Annotated in this window: 14 protein-coding genes; 8 read left to right on the forward strand and 6 right to left on the reverse strand. The window is 73.3% G+C overall.

Translation table 11 applies throughout. The features are described 5' to 3' along the window. Window positions 1-148: 148 nt before the first annotated feature. Window positions 149-1,033 carry a LysR family transcriptional regulator gene (locus tag ACFYXV_RS10875; protein ID WP_385470684.1) on the reverse strand — a complete coding sequence of 295 codons (885 nt, stop codon included), beginning with the start codon at window positions 1,031-1,033 and terminating at the stop codon, window positions 149-151. Window positions 1,034-1,104: 71 nt separating this feature from the next. Between ACFYXV_RS10875 and ACFYXV_RS10880 the strand changes: the two genes are divergently transcribed. Then, window positions 1,105-1,950, forward strand: a complete 846-nt coding sequence (locus ACFYXV_RS10880; RefSeq protein ID WP_389382662.1) for a reductase — start codon at window positions 1,105-1,107, stop codon at window positions 1,948-1,950. A gap of 4 nt (window positions 1,951-1,954) precedes the next feature. Here ACFYXV_RS10880 and ACFYXV_RS10885 read toward each other — a convergent pair whose 3' ends face one another. Then, window positions 1,955-2,701 (reverse strand): GntR family transcriptional regulator, encoded by a 747-nt coding sequence (locus tag ACFYXV_RS10885; protein WP_385470680.1) that lies wholly within the window; start codon window positions 2,699-2,701, stop codon window positions 1,955-1,957. Window positions 2,702-2,969: 268 nt separating this feature from the next. Here ACFYXV_RS10885 and ACFYXV_RS10890 point away from each other — a divergent pair, with 268 nt between their 5' ends. From ACFYXV_RS10890 to ACFYXV_RS10910, 5 genes are read left to right on the forward strand one after another with little or no spacing between them, the layout of a single operon-like run. Further along, window positions 2,970-4,133: an ABC transporter substrate-binding protein gene (locus ACFYXV_RS10890; RefSeq protein WP_389382663.1), complete on the forward strand. Its 1,164-nt coding sequence runs from the start codon at window positions 2,970-2,972 to the stop codon at window positions 4,131-4,133. Next, on the forward strand, window positions 4,133-5,047 hold the full coding sequence (locus ACFYXV_RS10895) for an ABC transporter permease (RefSeq protein WP_389382664.1): 915 nt from the start codon (window positions 4,133-4,135) through the stop codon (window positions 5,045-5,047). Before ACFYXV_RS10890 ends, ACFYXV_RS10895 begins: the two co-directional genes overlap by 1 nt. Beyond that, on the forward strand, window positions 5,035-5,994 hold the full coding sequence (locus ACFYXV_RS10900; protein WP_389382665.1) for an ABC transporter permease: 960 nt from the start codon (window positions 5,035-5,037) through the stop codon (window positions 5,992-5,994). The genes ACFYXV_RS10895 and ACFYXV_RS10900 overlap by 13 nt, the downstream gene beginning before the upstream one ends. A gap of 5 nt (window positions 5,995-5,999) precedes the next feature. After that, window positions 6,000-7,109, forward strand: a complete 1,110-nt coding sequence (locus ACFYXV_RS10905) for an ABC transporter ATP-binding protein (protein ID WP_389382666.1) — start codon at window positions 6,000-6,002, stop codon at window positions 7,107-7,109. Continuing rightward, window positions 7,106-7,840 carry an HAD family hydrolase gene (locus ACFYXV_RS10910; protein WP_389382667.1) on the forward strand — a complete coding sequence of 245 codons (735 nt, stop codon included), beginning with the start codon at window positions 7,106-7,108 and terminating at the stop codon, window positions 7,838-7,840. The genes ACFYXV_RS10905 and ACFYXV_RS10910 overlap by 4 nt, the downstream gene beginning before the upstream one ends. Here ACFYXV_RS10910 and ACFYXV_RS10915 read toward each other — a convergent pair. Then, window positions 7,798-8,280, reverse strand: coding sequence for a hypothetical protein (locus ACFYXV_RS10915; RefSeq protein ID WP_385470674.1), 483 nt, complete (start codon window positions 8,278-8,280; stop codon window positions 7,798-7,800). The genes ACFYXV_RS10910 and ACFYXV_RS10915 overlap by 43 nt on opposite strands. A 139-nt stretch (window positions 8,281-8,419) precedes the next feature. On the opposite strand from ACFYXV_RS10915, the gene ACFYXV_RS10920 reads away from it, so the two are divergent. Further along, entirely contained in the window at window positions 8,420-9,490 is a 1,071-nt protein-coding gene (locus tag ACFYXV_RS10920) for a DUF2330 domain-containing protein (protein ID WP_385470672.1), read from the forward strand. A gap of 119 nt (window positions 9,491-9,609) precedes the next feature. Then, on the forward strand, window positions 9,610-10,350 hold the full coding sequence (locus tag ACFYXV_RS10925; protein WP_389382668.1) for a class I SAM-dependent methyltransferase: 741 nt from the start codon (window positions 9,610-9,612) through the stop codon (window positions 10,348-10,350). Between the two features lie 106 nt (window positions 10,351-10,456). On the opposite strand, the gene ACFYXV_RS10930 is transcribed toward ACFYXV_RS10925, so the two are convergent. From ACFYXV_RS10930 to ACFYXV_RS10940, 3 genes are all read right to left on the reverse strand, one after another. After that, window positions 10,457-12,082: a carboxylesterase/lipase family protein gene (locus ACFYXV_RS10930; RefSeq protein ID WP_389382669.1), complete on the reverse strand. Its 1,626-nt coding sequence runs from the start codon at window positions 12,080-12,082 to the stop codon at window positions 10,457-10,459. After that, window positions 12,079-13,005 carry a 5'/3'-nucleotidase SurE gene (gene surE / locus ACFYXV_RS10935; RefSeq protein ID WP_385470666.1) on the reverse strand — a complete coding sequence of 309 codons (927 nt, stop codon included), beginning with the start codon at window positions 13,003-13,005 and terminating at the stop codon, window positions 12,079-12,081. The genes ACFYXV_RS10930 and surE overlap by 4 nt, the downstream gene beginning before the upstream one ends. A gap of 175 nt (window positions 13,006-13,180) precedes the next feature. Next, window positions 13,181-14,428 (reverse strand): MFS transporter, encoded by a 1,248-nt coding sequence (locus ACFYXV_RS10940; protein WP_383350394.1) that lies wholly within the window; start codon window positions 14,426-14,428, stop codon window positions 13,181-13,183. Window positions 14,429-14,926 lie beyond the last annotated feature (498 nt).

Consider the following 14,926-nt stretch of genomic DNA (forward strand, 5'->3'; position numbering starts at 1 on the left):
GGCCCGCTCTTCGGTAGGCAGGGCAGCAGCGCCGCGGCCGTCGCGCGCGGGTGGGCGGAGATGGCGCGCAGCGCCCGCCGCACCGGCGGATCGTGCAGGGCCGGGGGCGGCGCGGGGTTGGCGGCGAGGCCAGGCAGGAGGTGATCGGTCACTGCTCCACCGCCCCGGCGAGGGCCGCGGTCAGGGCCTCCGCGTACGGGTGCGGACGCCGGCGGTGGGGGGTGACCACGCCGATGTGCCGGGCCGGGCAGGGAGGTTCGATCCGTACGAGGGCGACGGCGGCCTCCGGGGCCAGGGACATGTGCGGGATCAGTGCGACGCCGACGCCCGCGGCGACCAGGCTCTGGGCGAAGAAGTAGTCGGTGGTGGAGGCCGCCACCCGCAGTTCGAAGCCCGCGAGCCCCGCGTACCTGCGTAGGTGTGCCTCCGTCTTCAGGCACCCCAACACCCATCGCTCGGCGCAGAGTTCGGCCAGATCGAGGGAGGTGCGGCCGGCGAGCCGGTGTGCGCGGGGCAGCACCAGCCACAGCGGATCGTCCATCAGCGGCGTCCAGTCGAGCCCGGACCGCAGGGGCAGCGGCCCGTCGAAGTGGTAGGCCAGGGCGAGATCCGCCTCGCCCCCGCGCACCATGGGCACCGCGGCCTCCGGTTCGGCTTCCCGTACGGTCAGCTCCACCTCGGGGTGCGCGGCCACGAACCCGGCCAGCGCCGCGGGCAGCAGCCTGCGGCCGCCGCTGGTGAACGTGGCCACCGTCAGACGGGGACGGTCCGCCGTCAGCCGGTCGATCTCGCGGCGGACCTGGTCCAGCTCGGCGGAGATCGTCTCGGCCGCCTCCACCAGCAGGCGCCCCGGCTCGGTCAGGGTGACCCCGCGCGTGCTGCGCACCGCCACCGGGTGGCCCAGGCCGCGCTCCAGCGAGGCGATGTGCTGCGATACGGCGGAAGGGGTCAGCAGCAGGGCGGCGGCCGCTTTGTTGAAGCTGCCGTGCTCGGCGACGGCCCGCAGGATGCGCAGGCGCTGCACGTCGATCATCAGTTTTCCTTCATACCCGTACAGCAGGTGATCGGTTCCGCTGGGGACGATACAGCGGCACAGTCGAGCCCATGCGGAAGATTCTCGTGATCGGCGGAAGCCGGTACTTCGGAAAACACCTGGTCACCCTCCTGCGCGACGCGGGCGACGAGGTCACCGTCCTCAACCGCGGCTCCGCCGCGCCCCCGCCCGGCGTCGGCCGGCTCGTCGCCGACCGCGACGACGAGGGGCAGCTGCTCGCCGCCCTGGGCGGGCGCACCTTCGACACCGTCGTCGACCAGGTCTGCTACACGCCGCGCCAGGCCGCCCTCGCCCGCAAGGTCTTCGCGGGGCGGACCGCGCGGTACGTGATGACCTCGACGATGGAGGTCCGCGATCCGGCGCCGCCCACCCCCGAGGCCCGCGCCTACGCCGAGGGCAAGCGGCGGGCCGAGGCCGTCCTGGGAGGTCCGGGCGAGGACGACGGCCCCTTCCGCTTCGCCGCCGTACGGACCGCGCACGTACTCGGCGGCGGCCGGGAGGAGTTCACCGGGCGCCTCGCGCACTACGTCGGGCGGATCGCCGCCGGAACCCCGGTGGACGTCCACGAGGCCCCGTACGCCACCTCGTTCATCCACCACCACGAGATCGCGCGGTTCCTCCGGTGGGCCGCCGGCCAGTCCTTCACCGGTACGGTCGACGCCGCCTCGCACGGGGCGCTGGACGTGCTCGCACTGTCGGCGCTGGTCGCCGCGCGGGTGGGCCGGCCTGCCCGGTTCCGGGTCGTGGAACCGGGCGCCCCCGCCTCGCCGTTCTCCTTCGACCGCGACTACGCCCTCGACAACGGGCCCTCCACGGAACTGGGTTACCGATTCGGCCGGGTCGCGGACTGGCTGCCCGGGGCGATCGACGAAACGGCGGCCGCGCTCGGGATCTGAGCCGTCAGCCCTCGCCCGTACGGCGCTCCAGGGGAGTGGTTACCGCTGAGTTGCTCACACTGAACGTGACGCTTCCGGCGCGGTAGCGGTCGTCGGTCCACTCGATCGGGCGACCCGTGGCCGTGGCCGAGACGTGCCGCTGCCGTAGCAGCGGGCTGCCGCGCCGGATCTCCAGCAGCCGGGCGTCCTCGCTGCCGGCGGAGAGCGCGTCGATGAGGTGCTCGCCGTAGTGGGCGACGATCCCGGAGCCGTTCGCGAGACTGTCCATGACGGAGCGGACGTCGTCCGGCATCGCCTCGACCGGGGCCGCGACCCAGTCGGCGAACGCGGTCCGCTCCACCATGGTGGGCTCCCCGTCGAGGAGCCTCAGCCGCAGCACGGACAGGATCTCGGTGTCCGGCGCGAGCGCGAGCCGCTCCGCCTCCTCGGCGGTGGCCGGCCGGCGGACCCGGGAGAGGAAGCGGCTGGTGACCTCCTGGCCGAGCCCCTCGGCCCACTGGGCGAAGCTGTTGAGCTCGCCGAAGCTGTGCCGTCGCTCGTGGCGCAGAACGATCCTCCGGGCGCCCTGCCGTGAGCCGATCAGCCCCTCCGCGGCGAGCGTGGCCACCGCTTGCCGGACGGTCCCGCGCGAGGCGGACCAGCGGGCGGCCAGATCGCTCTCCGAGGGCAGCTGGGCGCCCACGGCGTACTCGCCGGACAGGATCGCCGTGCGCAGCGCGTCGGCGATCTCCAGATACCGGATCGTGCCCATTGCGTACTCCGCCCCCTCGCTGCCCGCGCCGCTGTCGCCGACTGCCGTCCACTGCCGTCGACCGTATCCCGACGAGCCCCCCGACCGGGGCGTCGAAGATCATTAGATCCTCCCTGTCACGCCTTCTTTCGGTCAATCTCGTCTCTTCCTCGACTCGTGCCCCGCGGTCCAGTCCCCGTTCACCGTCCGTACAGCGAGGCCGGGCGAACTGGAGCCAACTTGTTCAGACAAGTCGACCCCCGTCAGGAACCCGTCTCCGGGAGAGACCGTGCTCAGTTCCTCCGCCCGCCGCGGTGCGGCCGTACTGCTCAGCGCCGCCGTCCTCACCACGCTCAGCGCGTGTGGCGCCGCTCCGGACCAGGCCGCCGGCACCGCCGGCGACGGCAAGTCCAAGGCCCAGCCGGGCGCCGCCACCTCGGCGGCCGACCTCGGCGGCATGGACGCCCTCGTCGCGGCCGCCCAGAAGGAGGGCCAGCTCAACGTCATCGCGCTGCCGCCGGACTGGGCGAACTACGGCGAGATCATCAAGGCCTTCGAGGCCAAGTACAAGATCAAGGTCAACAGCGAGAACCCGGACGCCTCCAGCGCCGACGAGATCGCCGCCGTGAAGTCCCGCAAGGGCCAGACGCGCGCCCCCGACGTCATGGACCTCGGCATCGCCTTCGCCCGCAGCGGAGCCGGCGAGAACCTGTTCGCCCCGTACAAGGTCACCGCCTGGGACAAGATCCCCGCGGGCCAGAAGGACGCCGACGCCCGCTGGTACAACGACTACGGCGGCTACGTCTCCATCGGCTGCGACGCGGCCAAGATCCCGAACTGCCCGACCACGTTCGCGGACCTGCTGAAGCCCGAGTACAAGGGCAAGGTCGCCCTCAACGGCAACCCGACCAAGTCCGGTTCGGCCTTCGGCGGCGTCTACGCGGCAGCCCTCGCCAACAAGGGCTCCTTCGCCGACATCCAGCCCGGCATCGACTTCTTCGGCCAGCTGCGCAAGAACGGCAACTTCATCCCGGTCGAGTCCACCCCGGCCACCGTGGAGAAGGGCGAGACGCCCATCTCCATCGACTGGGACTACCTGAACGCCGGCTACGCCGAGCAGTTCAAGGGCAAGGGCGTCGACTGGAAGGTCGCCGTCCCCACCGACGGCGTCTACGCCCAGTACTACTCGCAGGCCGTCAACAAGGAGGCCCCGAACCCGGCGGCCGCCCGCCTGTGGATGGAGTTCCTGTACAGCGCCGAGGGCCAGAACCTGTACCTCAAGGGCCACGCCCGCGCGGTCCTGCTCCCGGTGATGACCCAGGACGGCACCGTCGACAAGGACGCCGCCGCCAAGCTCCCGCAGATCCAGGGCACCCCGGCCTTCCCCGCCTCCGCGGAGCTGGACAAGGCCAAGGCCACCCTCGCCGAGAAGTGGGACAAGGCCCTCTCCTGATGTCCCCCTCCACCCCCACCTCCCACCCGGAGGGGACCACCACCGGCGGCGGCACCACCAGCCGCCGCCGGCGGCGCGGCCCGCGCACCTGGCTCGCCGCCCTGCCCCTCCTCGCCTTCACAGGGCTCTGCTTCGGCATCCCGCTCGGCGCCATCGCGTTCGGCGCGGTCACGCGCACCGACCCCTCGACCGGTGCCACGCAGCTGACCGGCGAGCACCTCGCGCGCTCGCTCCAGGGCCCGTACCTCGGCTCGCTCATCGGCAGCGTCCAGCTCTCCGCCCTCACCGCCCTGATCGGCGGGGTGCTCGGGGTCCTGATCGCGCAGGCCGTGGTCACCTCCCGGTCGCAAGCCCTGCGCAGCGCGGCGCTGACCGCGTCCGGCGTGCTCGCCAACTTCGGCGGCGTGCCGCTCGCGTTCGCGTTCATCGCCACCGTGGGCATCTCCGGAGTCGTCACCCAGCTCGCCGACCTCACCGGATTCGGCTGGAACCTGTACTCCTTCACCGGCCTGACCGTGGTCTACCTGTACTTCCTGATCCCCCTCATGGTGCTGGTGATCGCCCCGGCGCTGGACGGACTGCGCCCGCAGTGGCGCGAAGCCGCACAGAACAACGGGGCCAGCGCTTGGCAGTTCTGGCGCCACGTCGGACTGCCGGTGCTCGCGCCCTCCCTGCTCGGCGGGTTCGTGCTGCTCTTCGGCACCGCCTTCGCCGCCCACGCCACGGCCGCGGCCCTGGTGGGCGGCTCCGTACCGCTGGTCACGCTCAAGATCGCCGACGCGCTGTCCGGCAACGTGCTGACCGGACAGGAGAACGTGGCGCTCGCCCTCGGCCTCGACATGATCCTGATCGCCGGCCTCGTCATGGCGGTCTACCTGCCCCTCCAGCGACGGAGCGCCCGATGGCTGCGATGACCCCGACGCCCGCACCGACCGCCCCGGACACCGCGGGCACCGCCCCGGACACCGGGGCGGCGGCGGCCGGCTCCACCGGGAAGGTCCGCGCCCCGCGCCGCCGCCCCCGTTCCCGCGTCTGGCGCGGAGCCGTGCTCCTGCCGGCGGGCGCGTACTTCCTCGTACCGCTCGTCGCCTCCTTCGTCTTCACCGTGCACGTGCCCGGCCAGGGCGTCGGCTTCGAGGCGTACACCCAGCTCCTCGCCGCGGACGGCTTCACCGAGAGCATGCTGCTCTCGCTCGGGCTGGCCGCCGCGACGATCGCGGTGTCGCTGCTGCTCGCCGTTCCCGCACTGGTCGCCGTACGCCTCGGCTCGCCGCGGCTGCGCCCGGTCGTGGAGGTGATGTGCATGCTGCCGCTGGTGGTCCCGCCGATCGCGCTGGTCACCGGTATCACCACCGTGCTGCGCTGGGGGCCCGAGCACCTGTCGCGGACCCCGCTGTACCAGACCTTCCTCGCCGTGCAGGACGAGCGGTTCCCCGTCGTGCTCGTCCTCGCGTACACGGTGCTGGCCCTGCCCTTCGTCTACCGCTCCCTCGACGCGGGCATGCGCGCCATCGACGTGCCGACGCTGGTCGAAGCCGCGCGCAGCTGTGGCGCGAGCTGGCCGTACGTGGTCCTGCGCGTGCTGCTGCCCAACCTCCGGGCCTCGCTCGCCGGAGCCGCGTTCCTCACCCTGGCGCTGGTCCTCGGCGAGTTCACCATCGCCTCGCTGCTGGGCTTCCGGCCCTTCGCCGTGTGGATCGTCACCATCTCCGGGGCCCACGCCCGGATGTCCGTCGCCGTCTCCATCCTCAGCCTCCTCATCACGTGGCTGCTGCTGCTCGTCCTCTCGCGGGCCGGGACCAACCCCGCCACGGTGTCCTCCGCCCCCAGTACGTCCCCCACCTCCCGCAAGGAGTCCTGACCCCCATGTCCACCACCCTTCCCGCGGCCCGGCACTCCGAGGGCTCCGATGACCGCACGGCCCCCGCGCCGGGCGCGCGGGTCGAATTCCGCGGACTGCGGCGGGCGTTCGGCTCCACCGTCGCCCTCGACGGGCTCGACCTGACCATCGAGCCGGGCGAACTCGTCGCCCTGCTCGGCCCGTCGGGCTGCGGAAAGACCACCGCCCTGCGCGTGGTCGCGGGCTTCGAGCAGCCCGACGCGGGTGAAGTCCTGGTCGACGGCCAGGACATCACCCGCGTACCGGCCAACCGGCGCGACGCCGGGATGGTCTTCCAGTCGTACAGCCTCTTCCCCAACCTCAGCGCCCGCGACAACGTGGCCTTCGGCCTGCGCGTCCGCAAGGTCGGGGCGGCCCAGCGACGCGAGCGGGCCGCCGAACTCCTCGACCTGGTCGGCCTGCCCGACCACGGCGACCGCTACCCGCACCAGATGTCCGGCGGCCAGCAGCAGCGCGTGGCCCTCGCCCGCGCCCTGGCCCTGCGCCCCCGCGTCCTGCTGCTCGACGAGCCGCTCTCCGCGCTCGACGCGAAGGTACGGGCCAACCTGCGCGACGAGATCCGCCGGCTCCAGCTCTCCCTCGGCATCACCACCGTGTTCGTCACGCACGACCAGGAGGAGGCGCTGTCGATGGCCGACCGGGTCGCCGTCCTGAACGCCGGCCGCCTGGAGCAGTGCGCGGCCCCCGCCGAGCTGTACGAGCGCCCCGCGACGCCGTTCGTCGCCGAGTTCGTCGGCACCATGAACCGGCTGCCCGGACGGATCACCGACTCCGGCCTGGTGGAGGTGGCCGGCGCCCGGCTGCCCGTCGACGGCCCCGTCCCGACGGCCACGAGGGAGGTCGAGGTGCTGGTCCGGCCCGAGAACGTCACCGCCACCGCCGACCCCGAGGGCACGGCCACCGTGGTCGCCGCCTCCTTCTTCGGCGCCGTGACCCGGCTCCACCTCGACCTGCCCGGCGGCACCTCCGTCAAGGCGGACCTGCCCTCGCGGGACGCGGGCGAGCTGGCGCCGGGTGCGCTGGCCGCCGTCGGCCTGACCGAGCGCCCGGTACTCGTCGTGGCCCGGTCCGCGTGAGCGGCCTCGCGGCCGTCCTGTTCGACATGGACGGCACCCTCGTCGACACCGAGGTGCTGTGGTGGCGCTCCACCGAGCGCATCGCGCGCGGCCTCGGGCACGAACTCACGGGCGCGGACGCACCGGAGGTCGTCGGGCGCGCCGTGGAGGACACCGCCGCCCACCTCGTACGGGTCTCGGGAGGGGGAGACCCGTCCGAGGTGGCGGCGGCCCTGACCGCGGACTTCTTCGACCGGGTCGAGGCCGGGGCGCCGATGCGGCCCGGCGCCCAGCGGCTGCTGACCGCCCTCGAAGCGGAGGGCGTGCCCTTCGCCCTGGTCAGCGCCTCGCCACGGCTGGTCGTCGACTCGGTCGTCGGCGGTTCACTGGCGCACGTGCCGTTCGCGTTCACCCTGTCCGCCGACGACACGGACCGGACCAAGCCGCACCCGGACCCCTACCGGAGCGCCGCCGAGCGGTTCGGCGCCGGCGTACGGGACTGCGTGGCGGTGGAGGACTCGCCCGACGGCGCGGCCTCCGCGGAGGCCGCCGGGTGCGCGGTACTGGTGGTCCCGTCGCTGCTGGAGGTGCCGGCCTCGCCCGTACGCACCTTCGCGCGGTCCCTGGAGGACGTCACCGTGGAGCTGCTGCGGACCTGCCTCGGCGCGGGCGTTGGCGCGGGCGTTCCGCGCCAGGACCGCCGGGCGGCTCAGGAGCCCAGGCCCAGCAGCTCCACGACTCCGTCCACGTAGGCGGCCGTCGGGGTGCCGGGAGCGGTGGCCGCCGCGTGGCGCAGCGAGGGCAGGCCGGCCCGGACGAACGCCGCGCACTGCCCGTACAGCCCGGCCTCGTGCGAGGACCCGTCGTCCTCCGTGCCGAGCAGGGACAGCAGGGTCCACAGCAGCGCCTCGCGGGTGGCCAGCCGCGGCGGGCCCGCCGACCACACGGCCATCAGCACCCCGCACACCGCGGGAGCGGGCGGGTGCAGGCGGCCGGACAGGAAGGCGTGGCCCTCCAGCGCGCGGAACGCGGCGGGATGCCCCTCGGCCGCCGCCCACAGGGTGTCCACGAGATGCCCCGCGCCGCGGCCGCAGCCGCAGACGATCGCCTCCCAGTCGTGCCGGCCGATCTGCGCTCCCACCGCTTCGGGCACCAGGGGGCTGGTGCGCGGCGTGTTGTCCGTCCCTCTCATGCGAGCAGTATGGGGATCGGGAACCGGCCTGACCAGGGGGTTCCGCGAGTCGGAACGGGCCTGTGACCAGGGCCCGGATCCGGCCGCGGACGGTGGCCGGAACCGGATCACGGGGGCCTTCGTCTGAGACCCCGTGTGGATGAAACGAAGAATCGCGGCCCTCCTGCTCGCCCTGCTCGCGACGCAGCTGGGATCGCTGATCAGCCCGGCGTACGCGTGCGGCTGCGGGGCGATGATCCCAGAGGGCTACGCCCGGATCGGCGTCGAACGCGAGACCTCCGTCGTGCGGTTCGACGGCCGTACGGAACAGATCGTGATGCGGTTCGTGGTCCGCGGCGACGCCCGGCGGGCGGCATGGATCATGCCGGTGCCGGGGCGGGCGACGGTGGAGCTGGGCGACGGGGAGATGTTCCGTCAGCTGACCTGGCTGACCCGGCCCGAGTACAAGACGCGCGGCTACTTCTGGCCGCGCGACCGGGACTGGCCCTTCTCCGCCACCACGGGCGACTCCGTGGGCGCCGCGCTGCCCGGAGCGGCGGATTCCGCGGTCGGAGTCGTGGGCCGTGAGCAGCTCGGCGACTTCGACGTCGCGCGCCTGACCGCGACCGACCCGGACGCGCTGCGCACGTGGCTGGAGGCCAACGGCTTCAAACTGCCCGACGGGCTCTCCACCGAGCTGAAGCCGTACGTGGACCAGAAGTGGGAGTACGTCGCCGTACGGCTCGCGCCCCGCGAACCCGGCAAGACACTGAAGGGCGCCCTCGACCCGCTGAAGATCCGCTTCGACAGCGAGCGGCTGGTCTACCCGATGCGGCTGTCCCGGCTGGCCAGGACCCCGCAGTCGCTCGGCCTGTACGTACTGGCCGACCACCGGATGGAGCCCGCCTCCCCGATCGGCGGTGCCGAGCCGAAGGTCACCTTCGCGGGCGAGGTCACTCCCGAGGGCGGCCTGGCCGAGCTCACCGGGGGCAAGCCGGCGTTCCTGACCGCGATCGACCAGGAGTTCCCGGAGCCGGCCCGCATCGACGGCGACCACGAACTGCGCGCCGCGGCCGCCGACACCCCGTACCGCAAGGTGATCTACCACGGCGAACTGCTCACCGTCGGCGGGATCCCGGCCTGGCTGCTGACCGTCGGGGCCGTCCTCCTCGTCCTCGTGGCGGCCCTGTTCACCCTCCGCCGCCGCAAGGCCCGTACCGGGAGCGCATGAAGCCCACCCGTACGGGGAGCCGGGAGGGCATCCGGATCTTTGTGTGTTCTGCCAGTACGGGGGCCCGTCGGATTTCGGTGAGACTGCCGGCCAAGACGGACCACGGGGAGGACGGCACGATGAGCGGACAGCAGTACGACGAGATCGGCGAGGCGTTCGAGGGGTTCAAGTCCCTGCCGATGATGCGGTACGGGGAGGTGCCCAGCTTCCTGGGCCTGGTCGGGGACGTGCGCGGCAGGTCGGTGCTCGACCTGGCGTGCGGAACCGGTTTCTACAGCCGGGAGTTCAGGCGGCGCGGCGCCGCGGACGTCCTGGGCGTCGACATCTCCGTCGAGATGATCGCCGCCGCGCGGGAGATCGAGCGGCGCGAACCGCTGGGCGTGCGCTACGAGGTCGGCGACGTGGCAGAACTGCCGCCCCTCGAACCGCGCTTCGACCTCGCGCTCGGGGTGCAGTGCCTCAACTACGCCGAGGACCTCGCCACGATGGAGCGGATGTGCCGCAACATCCACCGGAGCCTCGTGCCGGGCGGGGAGTTCTTCGTGCTCGCGCAGAACCCCGACTACCGGTTCGACTGTCCGTCCCTGGAGACGTACGGGTTCCGCTGCGAGCCGGCCGGTGAGATCGAGACGGGTCGGCGCGTGCGGGTCACCGCCCTCCTCGAACCGCAGCCGATCACCATCGTCTCCTCGGCCCCGCGCCGCGAGGCCTACGAAACCTGCCTGGGGGCGGCCGGGTTCAGCGAGATCGACTGGGTCCCGCTGGAGGTGTCCGACGCCGGCATCCGGGAGTTCGGCAAGGAGTTCTGGGCGGACCTGCTCACGTACCCGCCGCTCGCGATGCTGCGCTGCCGCGCCTGACCCGCGCCCGGGGGCCCGGGGGCGTGGGGGCGAGGAGGCGAGGGGGCACCACCGGGGCCGCGGCCCGGGACCGTCGGGATCCCGGGCCGCGGCCGCCTTCGGCCGGTCAGAGCGGCCGGGGCGGCTGGGTCCGCCAGAAGGCGCACTGGTGGTCCGACCCGAACGAGGTGCCCGTCCGCGTCGCGGTGGGGTTCAGGGTGAGGACCGCGGCCCCGGAACCGGAACCGCTGGTCGGCCACGCCGTCTGTCCCGGCACCACGGGAGCCCCGTGGTGCGCGAACGCGCCCCAGTAGCGCTTCATCCGCGTCGCGAGGGCCACCTGGTCGGCCGTCAGCGGCCGCTCGCCCATGGTGAAGTCGTGCAGGTACGCCAGCTCCGCGCTGTGTGCGTTCGACTCGTCCAGGCCGGGCACCTGCGCCCCGTACAGCGTCGGCGAACGCGGGTCGTCGAACTCGTAGACGTACGTGGGAACTTGTTCGGCGAACAGCTGCGCCGTCCACGCCGTCTGGCACGCGAACGTCGAGTCCGTCATCAGCGCCGACAGCGCCAGGTACGCAGACCCGTACGCCGACACCGGGTACCGGGCCAGCACCTCGGGCCCGGCGGCCCCGTACCCCGCCAGGACCTGTGCCGTGTACTGCTCCTGCGTCAGGTGCGGCTGCGTGAGCGCGACGAACAGCCGCGCCTCGGACCGGGTGCTCCCGATCATCACCGGCACCTTGTTCCAGTGCCCGCTCCCGATGGCCGTCGCCGGATCGACCGGCAGCAGCCCGTCACCGGACGCCGGACCCGAGGTGGGCACCGTACGGGCCGCCTCGACCAGCGCAGCCCCGGAAGCGGAGCGCAGGCACGCGGCCAGCCCGGCCGCATCGGTACAGCCCGCGCCCGCGGCGAAGGTCCGCGCCTCGGACTCGGCCCGTGCGCCGTCCGGCGTACGGAGCAGGGTGCACGGCCCGCTCTGCAGCACGGCCCGGTGGAACAGTCCGGCCGCGGAAGGCGCGGCCAGTAGCGCGCAGACCGAACCGCTGCCCGCGGACTGCCCCGAGACCGTGACGTTCCCCGGGTTCCCGCCGAACGCGGCGATGTTCTGCCGGGTCCAGCGCAGCGCCGCCAGCTGGTCCATCAGCCCGAAGGAGCCGGAATGCTGCGCGTTCTGCCCGGTTATCTCGGGCAGCCCGAGGTAACCGAGCTGACCCAGGCGGTAGTTGATGCTCACGACGACACTGCCGGTGAGATCCGCCATGGTGCGGCCGCCGAACTGGGTGCCCGTACCCTGGCTGTACGCACCCCCGTGCAGCCATACGATCACGGGCAGCCGGGCCCCGGCCCGGGCCGTGGCGGGCCGGTACACGTCGAGGTACAGGCAGTCCTCGCTGACGGCCGCCGGGTCGCCCAGCCCGAAGGGCGAGAACTGCAGGCACGCGGGGGCCTGCCGGACGGCCTCGCGGACCCCGGTCCAGCGGCGCGGCTCCTGCGGCGGGCGCAGCCGGGCGCCACCGACCGGGGGAGCGGCGTAGGGAACGCCGAGGAACTCCTGGGCCCCGTCGTGATCCTGTCCGCGCAATGCGCCCTGCGCGACGGCGGCCCGGGGGCCCGGGGATCCGCCGGACGGTGCCTTCGCGGCCGCCGCGGCGGGGAGCGCCGAGCCGAGCAGGGACGAGGCGAGCAGGGCCGCCACCGCGCACGCCGCGGTGAGCAGCGACCGCGCCCCGCCCGGACGTGCCCGGCTCACGGGCGGAGTCCGGCGATCAGGGCCGCGGTGACGGCGAAGTCGGCCGGTCCGGTGTTCCAGTCGGCGTTCATCGGGCTGATGGCGATCTTGTTGGCGTTCACCGCCTCCACGTCCCCGCCCCTGGCGGCCGGCTGCGGGCGGAACCGCACGTCCACCTTCCAGGTGCCGTCCCCGGAGTCGGTGAAGTCCGGCTGGAGGGGGGCCTGGGGGTCCTGGAAGGTCGCGGCCACACCCGCGGCGGTGCCCTTGCCGTCCGTGCCGACGACCGGGTGGTTCACGTTCAGGCCGACGCCCTTGGGCAGCAGCGGTCCGGACCGCGCCCGGGTGCGGAGCCGGTCGATCAGCCTGACCGCGAAGTCCATGGTGGGGCCCATCGCGTTGACCGTGGCGGTGGGGTCGGGGACGGCCAGGCCGCCGGTGCTCAGCGCGATGGCCGGGACGCCGCTCTCCAGGGCGGCGACGGCGCCGCCGACGGTACCGGAGTGGGTGGCGAGACCGGCGACGTTCGGGCCGAAGTTGGTGCCCGAGACCACCAGGTCGGGGGCGTGGCCCTGGAAGACCTCGGAGAGGCCGAACAGCACGGAGTCGCCGGGGGTGCCGTCCACGGCCCACACCTTCGGCTCGGGGTGCTTCACCGCGATGGCGGGGGCGCTCATCATTTTCGTGCCGGTGCCGCTCTGGTTGGTGAGCGGGGCGACGATGGTGACGTCGTACCCGGCGGCGGTCAGGCGCTCGAACGCCTTGCGGATGCCGGGCGCGTTGTAGCCGTCGTCGTTCGTGAGCAGGATGCGCAGCGGGGCAGCGGGAGTTGCCGTCGTCCGCGCGGGCGCGGTCAGCGGCGAGGCGACCGCGGGGGCCGTGCCCGCGAGGGCGGCCGTGCACAGGATGAGCACGGTCGGCGGCAGGACTCGCTTGCGTCTCACAGAGGGCTCCTTGGAAGGGGAGGGGAGGAGGCGAAAGTGCGCTGAGGTGCGGTGAGGGTGTGGGGTGGGGACCGGCGGGCGCACGACCCTCGGCATGCGCCCGCCGGAACTCGGGGCCCGGACCGCCGGCGGATGCGGGAAGCGGCGGTGGTCCGGGCGGGGGATCGGCAGGTGGTCAGCGCACGCTGCGGATCGGGAGGATGGCGAGCGCGCCGATCAGGGAGAGGGCGCCGCCGACGAGGAAGAGCGGGGTGTACCCGCCGAGGGCGGTCACGACGGCCGAGGCCACGAAGGGCGCGATGATCTGCGGTCCGGCGTTGGCGATGTTGAGGACGCCCATGTCGCGGGCGGCGTCCTCGGCCCGGGGCAGGACCAGCGTGACGAGCGCGGTGTCGACGGCCATGAAGCAGCCGAACGCGAGCCCGTTGAGGGCGCTGAACACGAGCATGCCGGTCCAGGTCGGACTGATCACCGGGACCACCATGACGAGCCCGGCGAGGGCGGCGGAGACGCCGACGAACACCTTGCGCCGGTCCCACCGGTCGGACAGCATCCCGCCGACCACGGTCGACAGGGCCATCGCGATCATCGACACGGGGGTCAGCACCGCCATCGCGGCGGGCGGGGTCAGCCCGTCGGGCAGGCTGATGTGGTCGTCCAGGATGTACAGCTGGTAGCCGACGACGGAGAAGTAGCCCAGCACCATCAGGGCCCGGCCGATGAACGCCCACCGGAAGTCGTGGTTCGCCAACGCCGAGAGGAACGCGGCAAGTTGGGCCCGCTTCGAGACGGCGGCCGGGGCGGGGCCGGTGCGCGGGACGTCGCGGCACAGGGTGGTGAGCAGCAGTGCGGAGACGGCGACGATCCCGCCGAAGACCAGGTATCCGGTGGTGAGGTGCTCGGCAGTCGCGGAGGCGATCAGCACCCCGACCGTGCCGCCGATCGGCAGGCCCAGTCCGACCAGCGCGGACGCGGTGCCGCGCCGGGCCACGGGCACCCGGTCGGGGACGATCGCGGTGACCGCGGCCTGGTAGACGTTCATGGTCGCCTGGACGAGGCACCAGCCGATGCCGACGAGCAGCGCGGTGGTCGCGTACCCGACGAAGGCGAGTGCGGCGAGCGAGGCGAAGGCGCCGCCCAGGATCCAGGGGTTGCGGCGGCCGCTGCGGTCGGAGAGGGCGCCGGCGATCGGGTTGAAGGCGGTCGCGAAGACCGCGCTGATCCCGCCGATCACCCCGAGTACGGCGACCTTGTTCGCGGGGTCGATCTCCGCGACCTGGGTCGGCAGCAGGATCGATCCGACGCCCATGTAGACGGCCAGCAGGGCGGAGTTGGCGACCAGCAGCAGGGGCAGGAGCGCGCGCTGGCGGGGAGGTTCCGGGTCCGCCTGGGCGGGCGGGTCGATGAGTTCGTTCTGGGCCATGACGACTCCTCGGGGGACGGAGCGAGAAGGGGTGCGGAGGTGCGGCGCGGGGGAGGGGGGCGCGACCTGCGGCTTCGACGGGTGTGGCGGCGCCCGGGGGGTGGCCCGGCAGGCGATGACGATTCACGTGATGTTGTTACACGTGTCACCTTCGGCGCTTGGACACTGTGTAGCACCCAATTCGGAGCCCCGCCAGAGGTTGAGCGCGGGCGGTAAGCGGATCGTGATGGACGGGTGGTACGCCATGCGAAGACGTGTAACCGCCCCTTCGAGGCCACTGAGCAGGGCAAACGTGTCCGGAATCCATCTTGTGCTTGTGGCGGCGGTCACTCATCCGCAATACTCCGTGCCGCACCGCGAGGATTCCCGCCGCCGCTCACCGAAGAGCCCGCGGCCGGCCTCCCCGCCCGGGCCCCCGGCCCCGGCCCCGGCCTGTGCTCCCGGCCCTGCCTGCGCTCCCCGCGCCCGTGAAGCCCTCCCCCGCCTGCGCCTGACTGC

Origin of the sequence: Streptomyces sp. NPDC002181, assembly GCF_042890485.1 — a bacterium.
Taxonomy (GTDB): Bacteria; Actinomycetota; Actinomycetes; order Streptomycetales; family Streptomycetaceae; genus Streptomyces.

Bases quoted from the DNA above. Each gene is read 5' to 3' on its own strand.
- ACFYXV_RS10885 (WP_385470680.1), bottom strand. From the start codon at position 2,701: ATGGGCACGATCCGGTATCTGGAGATCGCCGACGCGCTGCGCACGGCG.
- ACFYXV_RS10895 (WP_389382664.1), top strand. From the start codon at position 4,133: ATGTCCCCCTCCACCCCCACCTCCCACCCGGAGGGGACCACCACCGGC.
- ACFYXV_RS10900 (WP_389382665.1), top strand. From the start codon at position 5,035: ATGGCTGCGATGACCCCGACGCCCGCACCGACCGCCCCGGACACCGCG.
- ACFYXV_RS10875 (WP_385470684.1), bottom strand. From the start codon at position 1,033: ATGATCGACGTGCAGCGCCTGCGCATCCTGCGGGCCGTCGCCGAGCAC.
- ACFYXV_RS10925 (WP_389382668.1), top strand. From the start codon at position 9,610: ATGAGCGGACAGCAGTACGACGAGATCGGCGAGGCGTTCGAGGGGTTC.
- ACFYXV_RS10905 (WP_389382666.1), top strand. From the start codon at position 6,000: ATGTCCACCACCCTTCCCGCGGCCCGGCACTCCGAGGGCTCCGATGAC.
- ACFYXV_RS10880 (WP_389382662.1), top strand. From the start codon at position 1,105: ATGCGGAAGATTCTCGTGATCGGCGGAAGCCGGTACTTCGGAAAACAC.
- ACFYXV_RS10920 (WP_385470672.1), top strand. From the start codon at position 8,420: ATGAAACGAAGAATCGCGGCCCTCCTGCTCGCCCTGCTCGCGACGCAG.
- ACFYXV_RS10940 (WP_383350394.1), bottom strand. From the start codon at position 14,428: ATGGCCCAGAACGAACTCATCGACCCGCCCGCCCAGGCGGACCCGGAA.
- ACFYXV_RS10915 (WP_385470674.1), bottom strand. From the start codon at position 8,280: ATGAGAGGGACGGACAACACGCCGCGCACCAGCCCCCTGGTGCCCGAA.